General features: G+C 63.9%; 21 protein-coding genes. 10 read left to right on the top strand and 11 right to left on the bottom strand.

Annotated elements, in window-relative coordinates:
- Positions 1 to 31: 31 nt before the first annotated feature.
- Positions 32 to 1,291, bottom strand: coding sequence for an XAC2610-related protein (locus tag H3221_RS15850; protein WP_196474535.1), 1,260 nt, complete (start codon positions 1,289 to 1,291; stop codon positions 32 to 34).
- Positions 1,292 to 1,447: 156 nt separating this feature from the next.
- Between H3221_RS15850 and H3221_RS15845 the strand changes: the two genes are divergently transcribed.
- Together H3221_RS15845 and H3221_RS15840 are read left to right on the top strand one after the other, a co-directional pair.
- Positions 1,448 to 1,597 (top strand): hypothetical protein, encoded by a 150-nt coding sequence (locus H3221_RS15845; protein WP_397428066.1) that lies wholly within the window; start codon positions 1,448 to 1,450, stop codon positions 1,595 to 1,597.
- A gap of 116 nt (positions 1,598 to 1,713) precedes the next feature.
- Entirely contained in the window at positions 1,714 to 2,526 is an 813-nt protein-coding gene (locus H3221_RS15840) for an alpha/beta hydrolase (RefSeq protein WP_196474534.1), read from the top strand.
- A gap of 150 nt (positions 2,527 to 2,676) precedes the next feature.
- On the opposite strand, the gene H3221_RS15835 is transcribed toward H3221_RS15840, so the two are convergent.
- A complete protein-coding gene (locus H3221_RS15835) occupies positions 2,677 to 3,174 on the bottom strand; it encodes a winged helix-turn-helix transcriptional regulator (protein ID WP_196474533.1) in 498 nt (165 codons plus the stop codon).
- 214 nt (positions 3,175 to 3,388) lie between these two features.
- Between H3221_RS15835 and H3221_RS15830 the strand changes: the two genes are divergently transcribed.
- A complete protein-coding gene (locus H3221_RS15830; protein ID WP_196474532.1) occupies positions 3,389 to 4,012 on the top strand; it encodes an isochorismatase family cysteine hydrolase in 624 nt (207 codons plus the stop codon).
- A 12-nt stretch (positions 4,013 to 4,024) separates the two neighbouring features.
- Positions 4,025 to 5,233, top strand: coding sequence for an MFS transporter (locus H3221_RS15825; protein WP_196474531.1), 1,209 nt, complete (start codon positions 4,025 to 4,027; stop codon positions 5,231 to 5,233).
- A 130-nt stretch (positions 5,234 to 5,363) separates the two neighbouring features.
- On the opposite strand, the gene H3221_RS15820 is transcribed toward H3221_RS15825, so the two are convergent.
- Together H3221_RS15820 and H3221_RS15815 are read right to left on the bottom strand one after the other, a co-directional pair.
- The gene (locus tag H3221_RS15820) at positions 5,364 to 6,596 is read right to left on the bottom strand and encodes a cytochrome c biogenesis protein DipZ (RefSeq protein WP_196474530.1); all 1,233 of its coding nucleotides are present in this window, start codon (positions 6,594 to 6,596) and stop codon (positions 5,364 to 5,366) included.
- Between the two features lie 67 nt (positions 6,597 to 6,663).
- Positions 6,664 to 6,927 (bottom strand): DUF2790 domain-containing protein, encoded by a 264-nt coding sequence (locus tag H3221_RS15815; RefSeq protein WP_196474529.1) that lies wholly within the window; start codon positions 6,925 to 6,927, stop codon positions 6,664 to 6,666.
- A 213-nt stretch (positions 6,928 to 7,140) separates the two neighbouring features.
- Here H3221_RS15815 and H3221_RS15810 point away from each other — a divergent pair, with 213 nt between their 5' ends.
- The 4 genes from H3221_RS15810 (at position 7,141) to H3221_RS15795 (ending at position 10,455) form a co-directional block, all read left to right on the top strand.
- A complete protein-coding gene (locus tag H3221_RS15810; RefSeq protein ID WP_196474528.1) occupies positions 7,141 to 7,881 on the top strand; it encodes a response regulator in 741 nt (246 codons plus the stop codon).
- Positions 7,878 to 9,185 carry an ATP-binding protein gene (locus H3221_RS15805; protein ID WP_196474527.1) on the top strand — a complete coding sequence of 436 codons (1,308 nt, stop codon included), beginning with the start codon at positions 7,878 to 7,880 and terminating at the stop codon, positions 9,183 to 9,185. Before H3221_RS15810 ends, H3221_RS15805 begins: the two co-directional genes overlap by 4 nt.
- A gap of 120 nt (positions 9,186 to 9,305) precedes the next feature.
- Positions 9,306 to 9,956 carry a ferric reductase-like transmembrane domain-containing protein gene (locus H3221_RS15800; RefSeq protein WP_196474526.1) on the top strand — a complete coding sequence of 217 codons (651 nt, stop codon included), beginning with the start codon at positions 9,306 to 9,308 and terminating at the stop codon, positions 9,954 to 9,956.
- A gap of 7 nt (positions 9,957 to 9,963) precedes the next feature.
- Positions 9,964 to 10,455, top strand: a complete 492-nt coding sequence (locus H3221_RS15795) for an HvfX family Cu-binding RiPP maturation protein (protein ID WP_196474525.1) — start codon at positions 9,964 to 9,966, stop codon at positions 10,453 to 10,455.
- 59 nt (positions 10,456 to 10,514) lie between these two features.
- On the opposite strand, the gene H3221_RS15790 is transcribed toward H3221_RS15795, so the two are convergent.
- The 4 genes from H3221_RS15790 to H3221_RS15775 form a co-directional block, all read right to left on the bottom strand.
- Positions 10,515 to 11,261 carry an HvfC family RiPP maturation protein gene (locus H3221_RS15790; RefSeq protein WP_196474524.1) on the bottom strand — a complete coding sequence of 249 codons (747 nt, stop codon included), beginning with the start codon at positions 11,259 to 11,261 and terminating at the stop codon, positions 10,515 to 10,517.
- On the bottom strand, positions 11,254 to 12,096 hold the full coding sequence (locus H3221_RS15785; protein ID WP_196474523.1) for an HvfB family MNIO-type RiPP peptide maturase: 843 nt from the start codon (positions 12,094 to 12,096) through the stop codon (positions 11,254 to 11,256). Before H3221_RS15785 ends, H3221_RS15790 begins: the two co-directional genes overlap by 8 nt.
- A gap of 68 nt (positions 12,097 to 12,164) precedes the next feature.
- Positions 12,165 to 12,620, bottom strand: coding sequence for an HvfA family oxazolone/thioamide-modified RiPP metallophore (locus H3221_RS15780; RefSeq protein WP_196474522.1), 456 nt, complete (start codon positions 12,618 to 12,620; stop codon positions 12,165 to 12,167).
- 195 nt (positions 12,621 to 12,815) lie between these two features.
- Positions 12,816 to 13,742 (bottom strand): LysR family transcriptional regulator, encoded by a 927-nt coding sequence (locus tag H3221_RS15775; RefSeq protein WP_196474521.1) that lies wholly within the window; start codon positions 13,740 to 13,742, stop codon positions 12,816 to 12,818.
- A gap of 113 nt (positions 13,743 to 13,855) precedes the next feature.
- Between H3221_RS15775 and H3221_RS15770 the strand changes: the two genes are divergently transcribed.
- Positions 13,856 to 14,590, top strand: a complete 735-nt coding sequence (locus H3221_RS15770; protein ID WP_196474520.1) for an SDR family NAD(P)-dependent oxidoreductase — start codon at positions 13,856 to 13,858, stop codon at positions 14,588 to 14,590.
- Between the two features lie 69 nt (positions 14,591 to 14,659).
- Positions 14,660 to 14,869: a tautomerase family protein gene (locus tag H3221_RS15765; protein WP_196474519.1), complete on the top strand. Its 210-nt coding sequence runs from the start codon at positions 14,660 to 14,662 to the stop codon at positions 14,867 to 14,869.
- 197 nt (positions 14,870 to 15,066) lie between these two features.
- On the opposite strand, the gene H3221_RS15760 is transcribed toward H3221_RS15765, so the two are convergent.
- The 3 genes from H3221_RS15760 to H3221_RS15750 all read right to left on the bottom strand — a co-directional run bounded on the left by H3221_RS15760 (position 15,067) and on the right by H3221_RS15750 (position 18,623).
- The gene (locus tag H3221_RS15760) at positions 15,067 to 16,272 is read right to left on the bottom strand and encodes a GGDEF domain-containing protein (protein WP_196474518.1); all 1,206 of its coding nucleotides are present in this window, start codon (positions 16,270 to 16,272) and stop codon (positions 15,067 to 15,069) included.
- 203 nt (positions 16,273 to 16,475) lie between these two features.
- Positions 16,476 to 16,787: a chorismate mutase gene (locus tag H3221_RS15755; RefSeq protein WP_196474517.1), complete on the bottom strand. Its 312-nt coding sequence runs from the start codon at positions 16,785 to 16,787 to the stop codon at positions 16,476 to 16,478.
- Positions 16,788 to 16,949: 162 nt separating this feature from the next.
- Positions 16,950 to 18,623 (bottom strand): sensor domain-containing diguanylate cyclase, encoded by a 1,674-nt coding sequence (locus H3221_RS15750; protein WP_196474516.1) that lies wholly within the window; start codon positions 18,621 to 18,623, stop codon positions 16,950 to 16,952.
- Between the last annotated feature and the right edge of the window lie 278 nt (positions 18,624 to 18,901).

The following is an 18,901-nucleotide window of genomic DNA, read 5'->3' as shown; positions in this document are numbered from 1 at the left end:
AGCACCGATCGCCTGCTACCGACCTCACCAGTCAGTCACTGGCCGGATCATCTGCGCTACAGGAGTCGGGATCATCGCTGAGCAGCATACGCACGATTCGGCCATCGTCGAAGTAAGGCACTTCGGGGCAATAGCGTTGGCCGGCAGAGGTCTCGGTCGATTTCCAGACAACGCTTTCTGAACGTAGAAGAAGCGGTTTCTCCCCAGGCTTGGCGGGTTTCCAGATGTCGATATGCGTGCGATGCAAAAAAGTCCAGTCGTCGATTTCGCAGGTGTTCGGGTCGATCTGATGCAGACGCAAGCGGCCATCTGCAGACTGCTCGACCCGGCCCGAATACTCGATGAAACCTTCACGGTAACCCGGGGCGACATAGCAAAGGCGCCGCGTACCACCAACCATCACAGGCAGGAAATAACTGCTCTGGCTATCGACTTCCTCCAGTTCGTCGCCCCGCCAGCGGTAAATGGATACGCCATGCTCACAACAACTGGCGCGCCAGAAGGAATAGACAATCTGGTGCTCCGGATCGAAATCAGGCGACGTGATGCCCTGCAACGTTGCAGGTGCATCGACGAAGCGCCCCGTCACCGGATCATAGAGCCATGTCTGATGAGGGATGTTAGGGCCCGCAGGCAGAAACTGAGCAATGCTCAGATCGGGCCAGCCATCGAAGTTCGCATCGAACAACACGGGCGTGAAAATACTGCAGGTCCCCTGAGACTCGGTTTCCAGCGTCTGCTGCAGCACACCGTCCTTGTACAGACGGATGGCCGACACCAGCGGGGGCGTCGGACAACCATCGCCCTCCGGCTCGGGTAGCCCATCCGCCAGCAGCCGTGTCTCATAGGAAAAGCGCACCTGCAAATCGCCCTCGGCCTCATACCTGCGCAAAGCCAGTGCAAGCCTGCGCTTGCCGTCAGGCGAAAGCCAGGTACCGGTGATCCCGTCTTGCAACGAGTCGATCTTCCAGATGCCGGTAGTGGCCGCTTGATTCGTGCGGTCTCGCTCGATCAGCTCCGCCCCGGCGCCTTGCATCTGCCCCTCCAGCACCAGTTGGATGCGCGTCTGATTGCTGCACGGTTGATAGCAGTAGGTACCCGACAGGTTATCGGCAACGCGGCTCAAGGAGAGCTCTACCTGCTTGCTGCCCAGCGTGCCGACAAAGGAGTGACTCCAGACAGGAAATTCCACCGAAGCGGCGGTGGCTTCAGTGGCACTGACATGCCGCGCGGGTATGCAGAGGGTGGTAATGAGGACCAAAAGAACAGGGAAATTTCGCATTGAAGGCATACAACGTCCTTGTTTCGTGGAGAGCCGGATGGCGTGCAGTATGCCGCCACAGAGGGAGGGAAGACGACTATCGACTGAAGCGTGCGCAGGGAAACGCCATCGTCTGCGTGAAAGTAGAGGGCTCCCTTTTCCCTAGCGTCCGACAAGGACACCCACATGCCCGACTACCGGATCCTCATTTTCACCCTTGGCGGCCTGGCACTGCTGGGCCACAACCGCTTCGTGATCGGCCCGCTGGTGGCAGTGCTGTTAGTGGCCAGCTGGAATCCGTTCGGGGCGAAGAAGACGGTCAGGTTGCCGGAGTGAGGGGGGCGCCGCTCACGCGCGCTCTGAAACTCCAAGGCAATGCGTCAGTTCGCCCCAGCGCATATTCAGTAAGGCAGTGATAAAAGACCGAGACGTCACTTTGCTCGGAACTAGAGATGGACTTCAGCGAATACGGAAACCCCGCAGGCAAACCGGTCGTTTACTTCCACGGGGTGCCGGGCTCGCCGTATGAGAGTTCCATATTCGACGCACCAGCGCGAGCACAGGGCCTGCGCATTATCTGTTTCGACCGTTTCGCCATCAATCCATCCATCACCGGCGCCGACTACCACCGGCATATCGCACAAGCCATCAGCGAGACGGTGCAAGGTGCCCGGGTCGACTTCATCGGCTTTTCCCTCGGCACGCATGCCGCATTGGAAGTCAGCACGCTTATGCCCGGCCAGATTCGCAGCCTGCATCTGGTTTGCGCCGCCGCCCCGCTCGATGGTGGGGACTTCCTCGATGAGATGGCCGGCAAGGCCGTGTTCTCACTGGCCAAGCGCAGCCCAGGTTTGTTCCAGTGGCTGGTGAAGTGGCAGGCGCTACTGGCCAAACGAGCACCGCAGATGCTGTTTCGCATGCTGTTCGCCAGCGCTGAGGGGCAGGATCGGGAGCGGGTGAAATCACCTGATTTCAGGGCGCTTATCTGTCAGGTATTGCAGCAATGCTTTGCTCAAGGCGCGTCCGGCTACACGCGGGATATCCAGCAGTATCTGAAGCCCTGGTCAGCCAGCATCTTCGCCAGCGAGGCAAACATCTGCCTGTGGCATGGCACGGCGGATAACTGGTCGCCTTTCGCTATGTCGGCCTATCTGGCAGAGCGTTTCTCACGCAAGGCACGCCTCGAGCGGATGGAGCGGCTCTCTCACTACTCCTGCCTGTATACCGCTGCACCGATCATTTGTGCACGGATTGCCAGCCCGTGATGTTGGCCCCTGACTGACACTTTGGGCGAGACGTTTAGTGGAGCCTTTACGTCTTTAATGATCGGGTTGCTTTCGGCCAGAAGCTGCCTCTCATAGAATTTGCTTCTAATTCAAGGTACCCGCCAGCACGGGAAGGCCTCATAGCCTCAGCTACTTCCGCTTGAAGGCTTCCCGGCGATCCTCGCGCTCGCCAAGGAAACGATTGCTGATCACCGCTTCCAGGTCCTTGCGCTCCACAGGGTCGCCGCAGTGAGGGCAAACGCGGGCCACGCCAACGTCATGGCCGCACGCGCGATGCACAAAATGCACGGCCAAGCCCTCATCCGGGTTCTTGCACCACTTCTCGCCCCAGGCGCGTAGCGCGTAGATCACGGGATAGAAGTCCCAGCCCTTGTCAGTCAGAAGGTATTCGTAGCGCAGCGGCTTTTCGCTGTAGGGCCGGCGTTCGACTAGGCCGTTGGCTTCCAGAGCTTTCAGGCGCGAGGTCAGCATCTGGGGCGTAGCTCCAGTCTGGATCTGCATTTCCTCGAAGCGTGTCGCGCCCATGTACAGCTCACGCATGACCAGAATGGTCCATTTGTCGCCCACCAAATCCACCGAGCGCGCCACCGGGCACACCGTGTCGTTCGTCTCATCCTGCATTGGCATAGCGCTGTTTTCCCTGTGGTAACTATCTTTTTCATAGTAACGCAACCAGGATCGCAATGCCTCACGGATAACCTCCCAAGGCCTCATTCCAATTGACACTATGATTTTCATAGTTAATATTAGCCCCGTGAGGATTACGCAGCGCCATGGGCAATCGAGGCATTTGCCCGTGCAGCATAAGTCCCAGCCCCTCTCCTCTATCTGGAGCACCGTCATGAGCCACCCTGTGTATTCCCCGGAGCGGACCGCTCTGCTGCTGGTCGACCCCTACAACGACTTCCTGTCCGATGGCGGCAAGCTGTTTCCCATGCTCAGAAGCGTCGCGGACGACGTTCATCTGCTCGACAACCTGCGCACCACTGTTGCCGCCGTTCGAGCGCAGGCCATCCAGGTGTACTACGTGCCACATCGGCGCTGGCAGCCCGGCGACTACGACCACTGGGATCACCCCAACCCGACCCAACGCCTGATCCAGCAGCGCCACACTTTTGCCAAGGGCTCCTGGGGCGGCGAATGGCATCCCGACTTCGTGCCGCAGGAGGACGACATCGTCGTCCAGGAGCACTGGGGACAAAGCGGGTTCGCCAATACCGACCTCGACTTCCAGCTCAAGCAGCGAGGCATCACACACGTGATCGTCGTCGGCCTGCTGGCGAACACCTGTATCGAATCAACCGCACGCTTCGCCATGGAGCTGGGTTACCACGTCACACTGGTACGAGATGCAACAGCCGCCTTCAGCAAGGAAATGATGCACGCGGCGCACGACCTGAACGGGCCAACGTTTGCGCACAGCATCGTCGATACCCACGGGCTCGTGCAGGCCCTGCAGCAGTGAAGGGATGGCGTCATGTCCGTCTCTTCTTCAGCTCCGATGAGCGTTTCCAGTCGACTCGTCACCCTCATGGCCCTTTGCTGCGCGCTGGCCGTCTCGACCATCTACTATCACCAGCCGCTTCTGCCACAGATGGCCGCGTCGTTTGGCCTGGCGCCGACACAGGCCGGTCTGGTCGCCACGTTGACGCAGCTTGGCTATGCGGCAGGCCTGCTGTTCATCGTGCCGCTCGCCGATTGCCGACAGCCACGCCAGCTCGCGTTGCTGGCCATCGCTGCAAATGCCGTCGCCTTGATCCTCTGCGCCATAGCGCCGAACTTCACAGTGTTGTGCGTGGGCAGCCTCCTGGTCGGTGTGACGGCAATCACTGCGCAGCTCATCATTCCCTCCCTGTCGGGACTGGCCACTCCGGCTGAGCGAGGTCGCATCGTCGGCAGCCTGCTCAGCGGCCTCTCGGCAGGTCTTTTGCTCGCGCGCACGCTCGGAGGGTTCGCCGGTGAAAATATGGGGTGGCGCGCCGTCTTCGTATTGGTTTCGCTCAGCGATGTCGTGCTGCTGATCATTGTTGCCAAGTGCCTGCCCGCTGCCACGAGCCTGACGACGATAAGCTATGGCTGGCTTCTGCGTTCGCTGGGCAGTCTGGTCAGGGAGGAAGGCGTGCTGCGTTACTGTGCGGCGAGCGGCCTGCTGATGTTCGCCGCGTTCAGTGCGCTTTGGGCCTCGCTTGCCGCGCTGTTGGCACAACCACCCTACGGCTTCGATTCCGCCACCATTGGGCTGTTTGGCCTGGTCGCGCTGTTGGGCATCGTCGCCTCTCCCCATATCGGCGCACTGACCGATCGTCTGGGCGTACGCACCATGGTCCTCGCCGGCGCAATGACCCTCGCCCTGGGCTTCGCCTGCATCGCAGCCGGCGGGCAACATCTTGGTTGGCTGATCCTAGGCATGGTGCTGCTCGACATTGGCAACCGTGCCGGACTGGTTGCCAACCAGGCACGCGTATTCACCCTGAGGCCCGAGGCCCGGAGCCGGCTCAATACCGTATTCATGGGGTCGTATTTTCTGGGCGGAGCGATCGGCGCCGCATTGGGCAATTACGGCGTGCACCGAGCAGGCTGGATCGGCCTTGCCGCTGTAGGCATCCTGCTGTCCTGCGCGGCCACGGTGCTCAATGCTCTTGCACCCCGTGAGTCGAACTCGGCGATGGGCAAGGTGCGCCCATGAGCGATGCAAAGACGACGCGGCCGCACACCTTCGGATGGTTGGCTTAGGCTTCGGGCCCTGCCGCAAGTCGGTGTTTAAGTGCCAGGCGGGTACATCACTCCGCCTGGAATTGGCGATGAGCCGGTCCAGCTCACTCGGCTGCGCGGTCCGCGCCAGCGCGCATATCCTTCAATCGCAGCAGCTCCTGAATGACTCGCTCCTGCTCTGCGTAATCGCCCTCGCCCATGTGCGCATAGCGAATATGCCCCTCGGCATCGATGAAGTAATGCGCGGGCCAGTACTGGTTCCCGAATGCACTCCACACCTGGTACTGATTGTCGATCGCCACCGGGTGGCGGATGCCCAGTTGTTTGATCGCCTGGCGGACGTTGGCAACGATGCGCTCATGGGGGTATTCCGGGGTATGCACGCCCACGACCACCAATCCCTGCTCGGCATAGCGCTGCGCCCACTGATTTACATAGGGCAGGCTGTTGCGGCAGTTGATGCAGTCATAGGTCCAGAAATCCACCAGCACCACCTTCCCTCGCAGTTGGGCCCAGTCTAGTGCTGCGCTGTTGAGCCACTGCGTAACGCCGCTCAGTTCAGGGGCGAGTCCCAGGTCTGGCAGATGAACGGGCACGTCCGCTCGAGCACTGCCGACCAACCCTTCGAACTCACGAGGCACCACCTCGAGCACCCGCCGTTCCAGAGTGGACAGCAAGCCCGACGCCGCCGGGTTGGCCAGTTGCGCATTGAGCCCACTGGCGATACCAATGATCGCCAGCAACGCCACCGCACCGGTGCCGCGCCGCAGCCATTCGACCAGGCGCAGCGAAGGTCGCAACCGCCGCAACGCAACGCGTCCGAGGAGGATCAGGATCGCCAGCGCCAGCGCGCTGCCCAGGCCGAAACTGAACAACAGCAGACTGGTGTTCGCGCTGGGCCCCTCAAGCATGGCCCCCGAAAGAATCAGTCCGAGTATCGGCCCGGCACAGGGTGCCCACAGCAAGCCGCTGGCAACACCCAGCAGCCAGGCCGAGAGCGCAGGCGGCAGGCGGCGGGCATCGCCCTGCAGGCGAGCGCCCAGCCACAGCCAGGGGCGGGACAAACAGGTGCCGACTCGCGCGGAGAGCAGCGCCAGCGCTGACAGCGTGAGGATCGCCAGGGCCAGATAGCGGCCCCATACGCTGGTCTCGATCACCCAGTTGGCAGAGACGGCGGCTAGGCTCGCCAGGGTGGCGAAGCCCGAAGCCAGCCCGAGCAGGGTCAGCAGGGTTGTACGGACGCTGCCACCGGCACTGCTCAGCAGCAACGGAATGACCGGCAGAATGCAGGGACTGAAGAGCGTCAGAACCCCGCCGAGAAAGGCGATGAGTAGCATGGTCACCTCGAAAACGAAAAAGGGTCAGGCCCGGCGAAACCGGGCACAGCGGTCTAAGGGCTGGGGATCAGTTTTCGTTCTCGCAAGCCTTGGCGTGCTTCAGATAGGCCAAGCTGCGCTCGTGGCCCTGGGAATCCAGGTAATCCATGCGTGCCTCCACGACCTGGCAACGCGATGACGGTACCTCTTCCAGCGCCAGAACCTTCTGAACATCCAGTTGCATGCCGTAGTGGTAGCGTTCAACCAGAGTGCGCTCCGCGGCGTGTAGGTTGAGGCTGCCGAAGGGCAGTACCAATGCGAGTACGAGGGAAGTGCGAGTAATCGCTTGCATGACAATCTCCTGATGATGGTGCGTGGGCGATGCGTCGCATCTGCCGGGTGCCCAATTGCACGTTCAGGAGGTATCGCCGATGTGTCCGCTGGCAAGAGTGATTGCAGCGCCAGGTATCACCCGGGCGCCCGGATACACTGCAATACAAAGGGTAGCGGGCAAGCGCCATCGAGCCCGATAGACTGGGCGCCGTCACTGCAATGAGAGATAGCCATGGAGCATGTCGATCACATCCTGATCGTCGACGACGACCGGGAAATCCGCGAGCTGGTGGGCAACTACCTGAAGAAGAACGGCCTGCGCGTGAGCCTGGCCGCCGATGGCCGGCAGATGCGCGCTGTCCTCGAAGGCAACGCGGTGGACCTGATCGTGCTCGACATCATGATGCCCGGCGACGACGGCCTGAAGCTGTGCCGCGAGCTGCGCGTGGGCAAACACAAGGCCACGCCGGTGCTGATGCTCACCGCGCGCAACGAGGAGACCGACCGCATCGTCGGCCTGGAGATGGGCGCCGACGACTACCTGACCAAGCCCTTCTCGGCCCGTGAGCTGCTGGCGCGGATCAACGCCGTACTGCGCCGAACCCGCATGTTGCCGCCGAACCTGCAGATCAGCGAGAGCAGCCGGCTGATCGGTTTCGGTCAGTGGCGCCTGGACACCAGCGCCCGCCACCTGCTGGACGAGGTCGACACCGTAGTCGCCCTCAGCGGCGCCGAGTACCGCCTGCTGCGGGTGTTCCTCGACCACCCGCAGCGGGTGCTGAGCCGCGAACAGCTGCTCAACTTGACCCAGGGCCGCGAGGCCGACGTGTTCGACCGCTCCATCGACCTGCTGGTCAGCCGCCTGCGCCAGCGCCTGCTGGACGACGCCCGCGAGCCGGCCTACATCAAGACGGTGCGCAGCGAGGGCTACGTGTTCTCGCTGCCCGTGCAACTGATCGAGCCCAACGCATGACGCCCCTGCTCCGCTGGCCGCGCAGTCTGGCCACGCGCCTCACGCTGATCTTCCTCACCGGCCTGGTGCTGGCCTACGGCCTATCGTTCGGCTCGCAGTTCTACGAGCGCTACCTGACCGGGCGCAACCTGATGCTCGACAACCTGGAGAGGGACCTGAGCACCTCCGTGGCGCTGATCGATCGCCTGCCGGCCGAGGAGCGAGCCAGCTGGCTACCGGTCCTGGAGCGGCGCAATTACCGCTATCGCCTGGACGGAGGTCTGCCCGGCACGCCGATGTCCATGGATGACATGCCCATGGCCGTGCCCTCCATCGAACGGGCCATCGGCAAGCGTTTCGCCCTGCGCTTCGAGACCATCGAGGGGCCGCACCCGCATTTCCAGGTGCACATCCGCCTCAGCGACGACAGCCCGCTGGTGCTGGACGTCACCCCCAGCAGCATTCCGGTGGCCCAGTGGCTGCCGCTGATGCTGGTCCTGCAGTTGCTGGTGCTGGCACTCTGCACCTGGCTGGCAGTGCGCACGGCGATTCGTCCGCTGACCCGCCTGGCCCACGCGGTGGATCACCTCGACCCGGACAGCCCGACGCCACTACTGGATGAACGCGGTCCCACGGAGGTGCAATACGCGGCCCGCGCCTTCAATGCACTGCAGGGCCGCATCGCTGCCTACCTGAAAGAACGCATGCAGCTGCTGGCGGCCATCTCCCACGACCTGCAGACGCCGATCACGCGCATGAAGCTGCGCGTCGAGCAGATGGACGATTCGCCGGAACGCGAGCGCCTGTGGAGCGACCTCGACGAGATGCAGCACCTGGTGCGCGAGGGCGTGGCTTATGCGCGCAGCATGGACGGCAGTCGCGAGGCGCTGTGTCGGATCGATCTGGACGCCTTCCTCGACAGCCTGGTGCTCGACTACCAGGACAGCGGCCAGGCGGTGAGCCTGGACGGCCGTAGCGGCGCGCTGATCGAGACCCGCCCGCACGCGCTGCGCCGAGTGCTGAGCAACCTGCTCGACAATGCCCTCAAGTTCGCCGGCAGCGCCCAGCTGCAGGTGCAGCGCGACGCACACGGCGTGCGCCTGCAGGTACTGGACGAGGGACCCGGCATCGCCGAGGCCGAACTGGAGGACGTGTTCAAGCCGTTCTACCGGGTGGAGAGCTCGCGCAACCGCAGTACCGGCGGCACCGGTCTCGGCCTGGCCATCGCTCTGCAGCTGAGTCAGGCCCTCGGCGCCCGCCTGAGTTTGCGCAACCGCGAACACGGCGGCCTGTGCGCGGAACTGGAACTCACTGTAACGAACTGAGACGAGGATACAGAGCGATACAAGACGGCCCTGGGCAGACACACGGGAGACAAAGCGGCTGGCGAGCATGACGGTCAACGCGGCACAGAACGCGCCGCGCCCATCCAAGGAGCCCGCCTCATGTCCCGATCCGCCACCTCATCCAGCCTGCACGGCTGGCGCCTGTTCAGCCTGCTCTCGCTGCTCGTCCTCGTCGCCACCGCGCTGGCCCTGCTCTGGCAGCCGCAGCTGGTGGAGGCACTGCGCAGTGCCATCCGCGTCACCGCCCGTACCTCCTTCGCCCTGTTCCTGATCGCCTTCCTCGCCTCGTCCCTGGCCCTCCTGCTGCCCAGCCCGACGACCCGCGCGCTGCTGCGCGAGCGTCGCTACTTTGGCCTGGCCTTCGCCTTCTCCCACCTGATCCACGGCGTGCTGATCCTGACCTACGCGAAGCTGTTTCCCGAGGTGTTCTGGGACGGTCGCTCGGTGGCCGCCAACATCCCCGGCTCGGTGGGCTACCTGTTCATCCTGCTGCTCAGCCTCACCTCCTTTCCCTGGGCGATGAAGGCCCTCGGTGGCCGCGGCTGGAAGTTGCTGCATGGCACCGGCACCTGGGTGTTGGCGGCGATCTTCTGCCTGTCTTTCTACAAGCGCATCCCGATCAGCCCCTGGTACGCGTTGGGCTTCGCCCTGATCTGCTCCGCCATCGTGCTCAAGCTCACCGCCAAGCTGGCCCAGCGCCTGCGCCGTGAGGTACAGCCGACCCGCGCCCCGCTCGTCACTACCCGCTGAGGTCACCATGTACAACAGCACATTCACCCCACTGCAAAACGCCTTCGCCCAGCTTGACCGTCTCGGTGTCTGGGGCGCCGACCTGCCGTTGCGCCTGTTCCTCGCCTGGGAATTTTTCGAGGCAGGCCTGGAGAAATGGAACGGGCAGAACTGGTTCGCCGAGCTGCAATTTCCCTTCCCCTTCCACCTGCTGCCAGCCGAACTGAACTGGCAGCTGTCGATGTGGGTGGAGCTGATCGCGCCGCTGCTCCTGCTGCTCGGTCTAGGTACGCGCCTGGCGTCGGCAATGCTGATCGTCCTGACCGTCGTGGCCATCGCCGCCGTGCACTGGCCGGCGCACTGGTCGAGCCTGGCGGAGCTGGCGCTGGGCTACTCGATCAGCGACCACGGCCATGGCAACTACAAGCTGCCGCTGATCTACCTGATAGCCCTGTTGCCGCTGCTGCTAGGCGGTGCGGGGCGCCTGAGCCTGGACGCGCGGCTGCGCCGCAGGGTCTGATCCGCGCAACAAAAAGCCCGCGCACCTTCACGGGTGCGCGGGCTTCTTATGGCCGCCGTTCAGGCGCCGCGGCGAGTGCCCAGCACCACGCCCTGACTGCGCAAGTCCTCCAGCAACGCCAGCCCGGCCGGCACGATTGCCTCCGGCGCCACGCCGATGGCCGCGGCCAGCAGCGCCAGATGCGCCTGGCCGCTGATAGTACGTTCCTGCAGCGACAGCAGCAGCGCATGGGCCAGCGGCGCCAGGCGCGAGAAGTACACGCGACGGTCCGCATCACGCCGCGCCAGGATCAGCGTGGGCTGCTCCGGAGCCTGCTGCGGCAGATGGCCCGGGCCGATCTCCGCCACCGGCCAGCGATAGGCCAGCGGCAGCGCCAGGGGCGACAACACCGGCACATCCTCGAGCAGATCGCCCCGCGGGTCGTGATGCGGCGTCGGCGCATCGCTGAGCAGCAGGACGCTCTCCATCCGCTCGTAGTGGGCCAGCTCGGCCAGCCACGGCGGCAGGTCCGCAGCCTCCGCGGTTTCCAGGTAGTCGACGAACTCGCCGCCCAGCTCGGTGAACAGCGGCGTGTGGCAGCGATGGTCTGCGTAGAAGGCCTGCACCAGCGCCTGCCAGCGGGCCGCGCCCAGGCTGGCCCGAGCAACGGGAAAGGCGCCGGCCAGCAGCGATTCGAGATTGCCGAGGAACAACTGCCGGTAGACCGCCAGACGCCGCGCCTCGACGCCCGGCGGCGGCGCGTGGCGTTGCGGGTCACGCACGTGGCGGGCCATGCGCATCAGCTGCTCGTGCAGTGCCTCAGCCATGGCGCACCTCCGGCAGCGCGGCGCGCTGATAGCGGCGGATCTGCCCGACCTCGGTCAGCAGCTCGGCCAGCGGCGGGAAGTTGAAGTCCCGCTCCAGCAGCGTCGGCACCGCGCCAAAGCGCGCGTAGGCCCGCTCCAGCAGGGTCCACACGTCAGCCTTCACAGCCGCGCCGTGGGTATCGATCTTCAGGTCCGGCGCCTCGTCGTAATGGCCGGCCACATGCAGGCAGACCACCCGCGCGGCGGGAATCGCCGCCAGGTAGGCCGCCGCATCGTAACCCTGGTTGATGGCGTTGACGAACAGGTTGTTGACGTCCAGCAGCAGGTCGCAGTCTGCCTCCTCCAGCACCGCACGGAGGAACTCGATCTCGCTCAGCGCCTGGTAGGGTGCGGCGTAGTAGGAGATGTTCTCCACCGCGATGCGCCGGCCGAGCACGTCCTGGGCCTGGCGGATGCGCGCGGCGACGTGGCGCACGGCCTCATCGGTAAACGGCAGCGGCAGCAGGTCGTACAGCTGGCCGTCGTCCGCGCAGTAGCTCAGGTGCTCGCTGTACAGCGGCACCCGGTGGCGTTCGAGGAACTGCCGGGTGCTGCGCAGCAGGTCGAGGTCCAGCGGCGCCGGGCCGCCAAGCGACAGCGACAGGCCGTGGCAGGTCAGCGGGATACGCTCGGTCAACGCGGCCAGGCCATCGCCGTGGGCGCCGCCGACGCCGATCCAGTTGTCCGGGGCGCATTCGAGAAAGTCGACGCTGCCCGGTGCCATCGCCAGCAACTCGGGAAGCAGGGCGCGGCGCAGGCCGAGGCCGGCACCGTGCACGGAAGAATGAGCGGTCATGGGGCTTCTCCAGATGGACGAACGCCCTCCCGGCCGATGACTGGGAGGGCGTGGTTACAGGGGACGGATCAGTCGCGGGCCTGGCTCATCTTGGTGAACAGCTCGGTCGGAACCTTCTTGCCGTTGCTGGTGTACTGGTTGCTGCGGAACCTGTAGACCTCGGCCTCGGACAGGTAGCCGTCGGCGTTGCTGTCCATGGCCTTGAACTCGTCGCTGCCGTTCGGCGCCACGGCCAGCAGCTCCTTGAGCGAGACGCGGCCGTCGTCGTCGGTGTCGGTACGGGCGAAGGAGGCATCGCCGCACTTGCCCTCACCGCATTTGCCTTCGGCCTGGGTCGTCTTGGCTTCGCCGCCACACTTGCCTTCGCCGCACTTGCCCTCCCCGGCCTTGTCGGCGGCAGCCAGCTGATAGCCCTGGGGCAGTTGCTCCACGGCGAAGGCGGTGGAGGCCAGGTGCATGCCGCCGGCCAGGGCGACAGCGAGCAGGCCGATGCGGGTCTTGTTGGAAACGGGGGTACGGGACATGGGAATTCTCCGGTGCTGAGCGCGATGGTGCGCGGATGTGCCACAAGGCAGTTGGCCCGGAGAGACCGCGCGGCGCGGACCACTCTCGGGTCGGGCCATTTGGCCGCGCGCGTGTGTCCGGCACGTATCGACGGCGGACGCGCTTTGTATGCCAGCGCCACAGGACGCGACGCCGATACAGAGTGATACGTAGGCTCAGACCTGAGCGGCCCAGCGGCGCTGCTGTTCCATGATGAAGTCGACGAAGGCGCGCAGGCGCAGGGGCATGTGCCGGCCATGGGGGTACAACAGGGTGAAAGGCCTCGAGCGCCCGGCAAAGGGTTGCAGCACCTCGACCAGCGAGCCCTCGGCCAGCTCGCGCTCGACGATGAAGCGATAGGTCTGGAACAGTCCCGCGCCGTGCTTGGCCAGGGTCACGCCGCCCAGCACGTCGTCGGAGCAGACGTAGCCGCCCTCGGTGAGGATCTCCCGCTCGGCCCCGCCCTCGCTGAACAGCCAGGTGATGCGTCGGCCGCTGCTGGGTAGCTCGAACTGGATGCAGTCGTGCCGCGCGAGGTCATCCAGGGTCTGCGGCGTGCCCGCACGCGCCAGGTACTCGGGTGTGGCCACCACCACCAGCCCGGCATCCTCCAGGGGCCTGGCGATCAGCGTCGAATCTGGCTGCGCACGCACGCGGATGGCCAGGTCGTAACCCTCACCGACGAAATCGATGTTGCGGTTACCCAGATGCACATCGACATGCACCTTCGGAAAGCGCCGGCGGAACTCGGGCAACAGCGGAAGAATGCGGTGATGGCCGTAGGTGGTGGGCAGGCTGATACGCAGGGTGCCGGTGGGCTCCTGCTGCTGGCCGGTCAGCGTGCGCTCGGCCTCCACCAATTGGGTTAGCGCCTGGCGGCACTGCTCGTAGTAGCCGCGCCCACCCTCGGTCAGGCGGATGCTGCGGGTGGTACGCACGAACAGCCGCGAGCCCAGGCGCTCCTCGAGCCGGCCGATCGAGCGGCTGACCGCCGCAGGCGTGACCCCCGCCGCCAACCCGGCCGCGGTGAAGCTGCCCAGCTCCGCCGCCAGGCAGAACAGCTCGATGCTGCCGAGCATCACGTCGTCGAATTGTCGCTGCATTAGTTACACCATGTACCAACTGAAGTTCGCGTGACCATATTTATCCGCCTATACAACAAAAATATAGTCCTCCCAACGGCGCTCTTCGGCGCCAACTGATCGGGAGAAACGACATGAGCAACAGCAAAACGGTGGTCATTACTGGCGCCTCCAGCGGCATCGGTCTCGGCCTGGCCAAGGCCTTCCTCGCCAACGGCTTCAATGTGGTCGGCAACGCCCGCTCGGCCGAACGCCTGGAAGAAGCCAGGGAACAATTGGGCAGCCCCTCCGCCTTCGTCGGTGTGGCCGGCGACATCGCCCGGCCGGACACCGCGAGCCGCCTGATCCAGACCGGCATCGAGGCCTTCGGCCAGGTCGACGTACTGGTCAACAACGCCGGTTTCTTCCTGCCCAAGCCTTTCATCGAGTACAGCCCGGAGGACATCGACGGCCTGCTGGAAACCAACCTCAAGGGCGTGGTCTACGCCTCCCAGGCCGCCGCCGTGCACATGATCGAGCGGCGCCAGGGGCAGATCATCAATATCACCGCCGCCGTGGCACTGCAGCCCAACCTCGCTGTGCCCGCCGCCCTACCGGTGCTGATCAAGGGCGGCCTGAACCAGGTCACCCGCGCCCTGGCGCTGGAACTGTCGCCGCACAACATCCAGGTCAATGCAGTGGCCCCAGGCATCATCGAGACGCCGATGCACGACCCGGCCAGCTTCGATTTCCTCAACGGCCTGCAGCCGGCCGGACGCATCGGCCGCGTCAGCGATATCGCCGACGCCGTGCTCTACCTGGCCAATGCCCGGTTCACCACGGGCGTGGTATTGCCGGTCGACGGCGGAATGAGCGTCGGTAAATGGTAATAGGCTGAACTTGACGGGGCGGCCTGCGCCTCCCCGTTTGACAACATCTACCCACACAGGAGCGACATCATGCCCTTCGTCAGCGTCCGTATCACTCGTGACGGCGTCACCCGCGAGCAGAAAGCCCAGGTCATCAAGGAAATTACCGAGACTTTGCAGCGCGTACTTAACAAGCAGCCCGAGCTCACCCACATCGTAATCGAGGAAGTCGACACCGATAACTGGGGTTACGCGGGCATGACCACCACCGAGTACCGCAGCAAAAAACCACAGGGATGAGCGCTCCAAGCTCGGCTATGCAAGCCCTGGGATGAATCAGGTCTTGCTGTATTGACCGCCCTGGAAGCGCAGATCAGCGCCTCCAGGGCGACCCCTTCGAGGTTTTCGCCTTAGAAGGAGCCCATGAATGCAGCGTCCCAAATAGGTCGTCGCTAGTGCAATCCTGCACTAACTGGTTAACGGCTAATGGTTGACCGCTATTGGCCGAAAGTATCCATTGCCCCTAACCCCAAACCGGTCCCCCTACTCCCACTCCACTCCACTCGATTCCGCCCGTGCATCTTCCCACGATACAGGGCGGCATCCGCCTGCTGCAGGTATGCATCGAAGTCCTGCGCACGGGTGAAGGCACCTGAACCGCCAAGGGTCGCCGTACAGCGAATCGGTTTGCTCAGCTCGGCGCCAGCCACTTCGCTGTGCTCGATTGCCACTCGCATGCGTTCGGCCAGTTGCAGAGCGCCGGCGCTGTCGGTGTCCAGGGCGATGACCACGAACTCCTCACCGCCCAAGCGGCAGACCAGGTCGCCCTGGCGTGCAGTAGCCTTGAGCGTACCGGCGACGTGGCTCAGAACACGGTCGCCCGCTTTGTGTCCGTGGGTGTCGTTGATGCGCTTGAAGTGGTCGATATCCACGATCAGTAGATACGCTGGAACGGCTGTGCGCGAACGGAAGTGTGCGTCCAGGGCGTCCATCAGCCCGCGCCGATTCAGCAACTGGGTGAGCGGATCATGTGCGGCCAGGTTGCGCAGCTCATCGGTAAGGCGGCGCAGCACCAGCCACACGACACTCGGCGGCAACACCGTCGCCAGGAACGACATGTAGAGGTAGAAAATCTTCTGGAAGCCACTGTTCATGTCGAGGGCGGCCAATCCGCCCTTGAGGATCATCCCGAACTTCATGGCGTTGAGGATGCAGATGCCGCCGATCAGCACGGCGAACACGAGCATCTCGACGCGCAGATCCCTGGCGAAGGTTCGACAGCCGTAGAGCACCGCCACCGTCATGGCCAGAAACAGCGATGCGCAGGCCGCTGCCAACATGGCGTGGCGGACTTCGACTCCCAGCAGCCATTGCACCAACAACTGCAATACCGTGTAGCCGGCAGCCAGGATTAGCAACGGACTCAGCACAAGCGTCGGACGCTCGAAAAAACGCATGGCGCCCAGCACGTAGACGACAGGAGCACTGAGCGTCATCGTGTGGTTGATGACACTCATCGGCCCCTCGTCCGGTGGGCCACCGAACAACTGCAGGATGTAGGCAAGGCCAAGCAGCAGGTTGCCCAGCGCGAAGATTTCCATGCCCATTTTCTTGCCATTCAGCCGGGTGCTGATCAGCAAGAACATCAAGGAAAAGCACAGCAGGTACACGCAGAGCATGCCGAGGATGACGGTAGTGACCATGGTTCGCGCAAGTTGAGAGGGGGCAACGGGGAGCCTAGCACTGGGGGGCGCGTAGCGGCGCGCTCGCCTCTCTCTGCGTTCCAGAGGCTGTCGGCATGGCATTTCAAATCGGCGAATCCTAGGCACATTGCGCCTGGAAGGCAATTTGCGATTCATCGCCTCTCCGGGGTACTGGAAGCCTGGCAGGCCGGCTTCGGCGCCGCTCAGGTGCTGCCGCCTGCTCCTGCATTCAAGGCGGCATGGGTACGCAGTTCTTCGTCGATGAATGCGGCGATCATCGCGCGGTAAACCTGCTCCACGACTTCTGCCGATGCGCCGCGCTCATCGGCGAGCGTACTCACCTTGGCGATGACCTGCTCGACGCGTGCGGGAGCGCGAACGGCCGCACTGTCTTTCTTGAAGCGAGCCGCCTGGGCGACGAGTCCGCCGCGTTGGGCGATGAGGTCGACCATGGAGCGGTCGATCTGGTCGATGCGCTCGCGCACCTCTTCAAGGGAATTGCATTGCACGTCCATATGACCCTTTCCTGTGGCAGTTCGAATAGGGCAAACACGTCAGTCAGCATGCCCCCGAGCGTCCAGCGCAAATGCCCGCCGCTTGTGCGCTGCGGGCCTTGCCTGTGACGCGTGTCTCTGGCGGGTGATTGAGCCTTGGTGGCGGCCTGAGCCAGCCTCCCGTCAATGATGCTCGATGCGATTACGCCCGCCGCGCTTGGCACAATACAGGGCGATATCGCTGCGCGACAGGGCGGCCTCGACGCTGGCATCGCTGGCGTTGAGCGATGAGATGCCGACGCTGACGGCGAGGAAGATCGGTTCCCCGGCATGCAGGATCGGCGCCCTGGCCAGTTCGCTCTGGATGCGCGTGGCGAAGCGCATGGCCTTGTCCAGATTGGCGTCGCTGAGCACCACGGCAAACTCTTCGCCACCCAGGCGCCCGGCGGTGTCGGTCTTACGCAGCTGGCTGCTTAGAATTCCCGCGAAATGGCGCAGCGCCTGATCGCCGACATCGTGGCCCCAGCGGTCGTTGATGGTCTTGAAGTAGTCCAGGTCGAACATCAGGATCGCTGCACTCTGTTCAGGGCTGCGTTGCAGGCGCGCCAGCTCTGCCTCGAGCTGACACATGAAGTGCCGGCGGTTGGCGAGCTGGGTGAGGAAGTCGGTAGTGGCGAAAGCCTGCAGCTCGGCCTCGATCTGCTTGCGTTCGGTCACGTCGGTCATGAAGCCATGCCAGATAACACTGCCGTCTTCTTCGCGGCGGGGGCAGGCTTCGCCCTGGCACCAGGCGATTTCACGCCCCGGCACCTGCACGCGGAACTCCAGATACCAAGGCGTGAGTTGCTCGGCCGATAGCTGGAAGGAATCGATGAAAGCTACGCGATCATCCGGGTGAACGATGGCCGTCAGCGCCTCAGCGTCCTGCATCAGTTGCATGGCGCTGAGGCCACAGATGGCTTGCGCGCCGGCGCTGGCGTAGGTAACGGCATACTTGCCATCGCTCTGCCGGCGGACCTGGAAGACCATGCCGGGGATTTCATTGGTCAGGTCGGTCATCAGGGTGGCGGTCTGCTGTACCTGCTCGGACAGGCGGCGCATGGCGGTGATGTCGGTGGTGGTGCCGATCATTCGCAGCGGTTTGCCGTGCTTGTCGCGCTCGACCACCTTGCCGCGGCTGCACACCCATTTGTACTGACCGTCACGGCAACGCAGGCGGTGCTCCACTTCATAGGCATCGGTACGCTGATCCAGATGCGCCTGGATGGTCTCGCGCACGTAGTCGAGGTCGGCAGGATGTACGCGGGTGTAGCTCTCCTCGATGCGACTGCCGATTTCGTGGTCGGCGTAACCGAGCAGCGCCTTCCAGCTGCTGGAGTAGTAAATCTCGCCGCTGCTGATGTCGCGATCCCAAATGCCGGTACCACTACCAGCGATGGCCAGCGCCATGCGTCGTTCACTATCGCGCAGGACGGCGATCTCATGACGCTGCCGGGCTTCGTCGGCCTCGCGTGCGAGTAGATCGAGGGCCAGGGCGGCGAAATCCAGCAGGCCTTCGCGCTGTTTGGCGTCGAGTGTATGTGGCCGGTCGAACTGCAGGTACAGCGTGCCGAGCCGGGTACCCGCCTGCACCAGCAATGGCCAGACGAGCGTGGTGGGCGTGGTTTCGCCGGTGCCGATGATCTTCGCCAGCCGCGCATCACTCAGGCCAGGGCTGGCCCAGATATGGCGCGCAGAGCCAGCGCCGGAAACCAGCACGGCGACCGAGTCGAAATACCGGCTAACCAGGCGCACGACCCCATCGAGTTGCTCATCATTGGCGCTGCGAGGCGCATTGACCGAACACAGGGGCTGCATAGTGATTCTGCTTGGGTATAAACACGAAAGGCGGTTGATATTGATACGCCATTGGCGGGCTGACGTCTAATCGTTCGTGCAGGTCAGGCCACTGCTCATCGGCCTTGCGCCGATTGTTCAGCCACAGAAGGCTCTGGCCAGAGCCTTCTGCGTCCCTCGCAGCTTGATTCAGAACTGGTCGAGCGCATTAAAATAGTTATGATATAACATCTATATCTTATGCAATTCGTCGATACGCCCCCGGCCGAACGGACAACCCGCCGCCTGGGGAGGCGCCA

Origin of the sequence: Pseudomonas chaetocerotis, assembly GCF_015712105.2 — a bacterium.
Classification (GTDB): Bacteria; Pseudomonadota; Gammaproteobacteria; order Pseudomonadales; family Pseudomonadaceae; genus Aquipseudomonas; species Aquipseudomonas chaetocerotis.
Note: the sequence above shows the minus strand (reverse complement) of the source record. Positions and strands in the feature narration are given on the sequence as shown.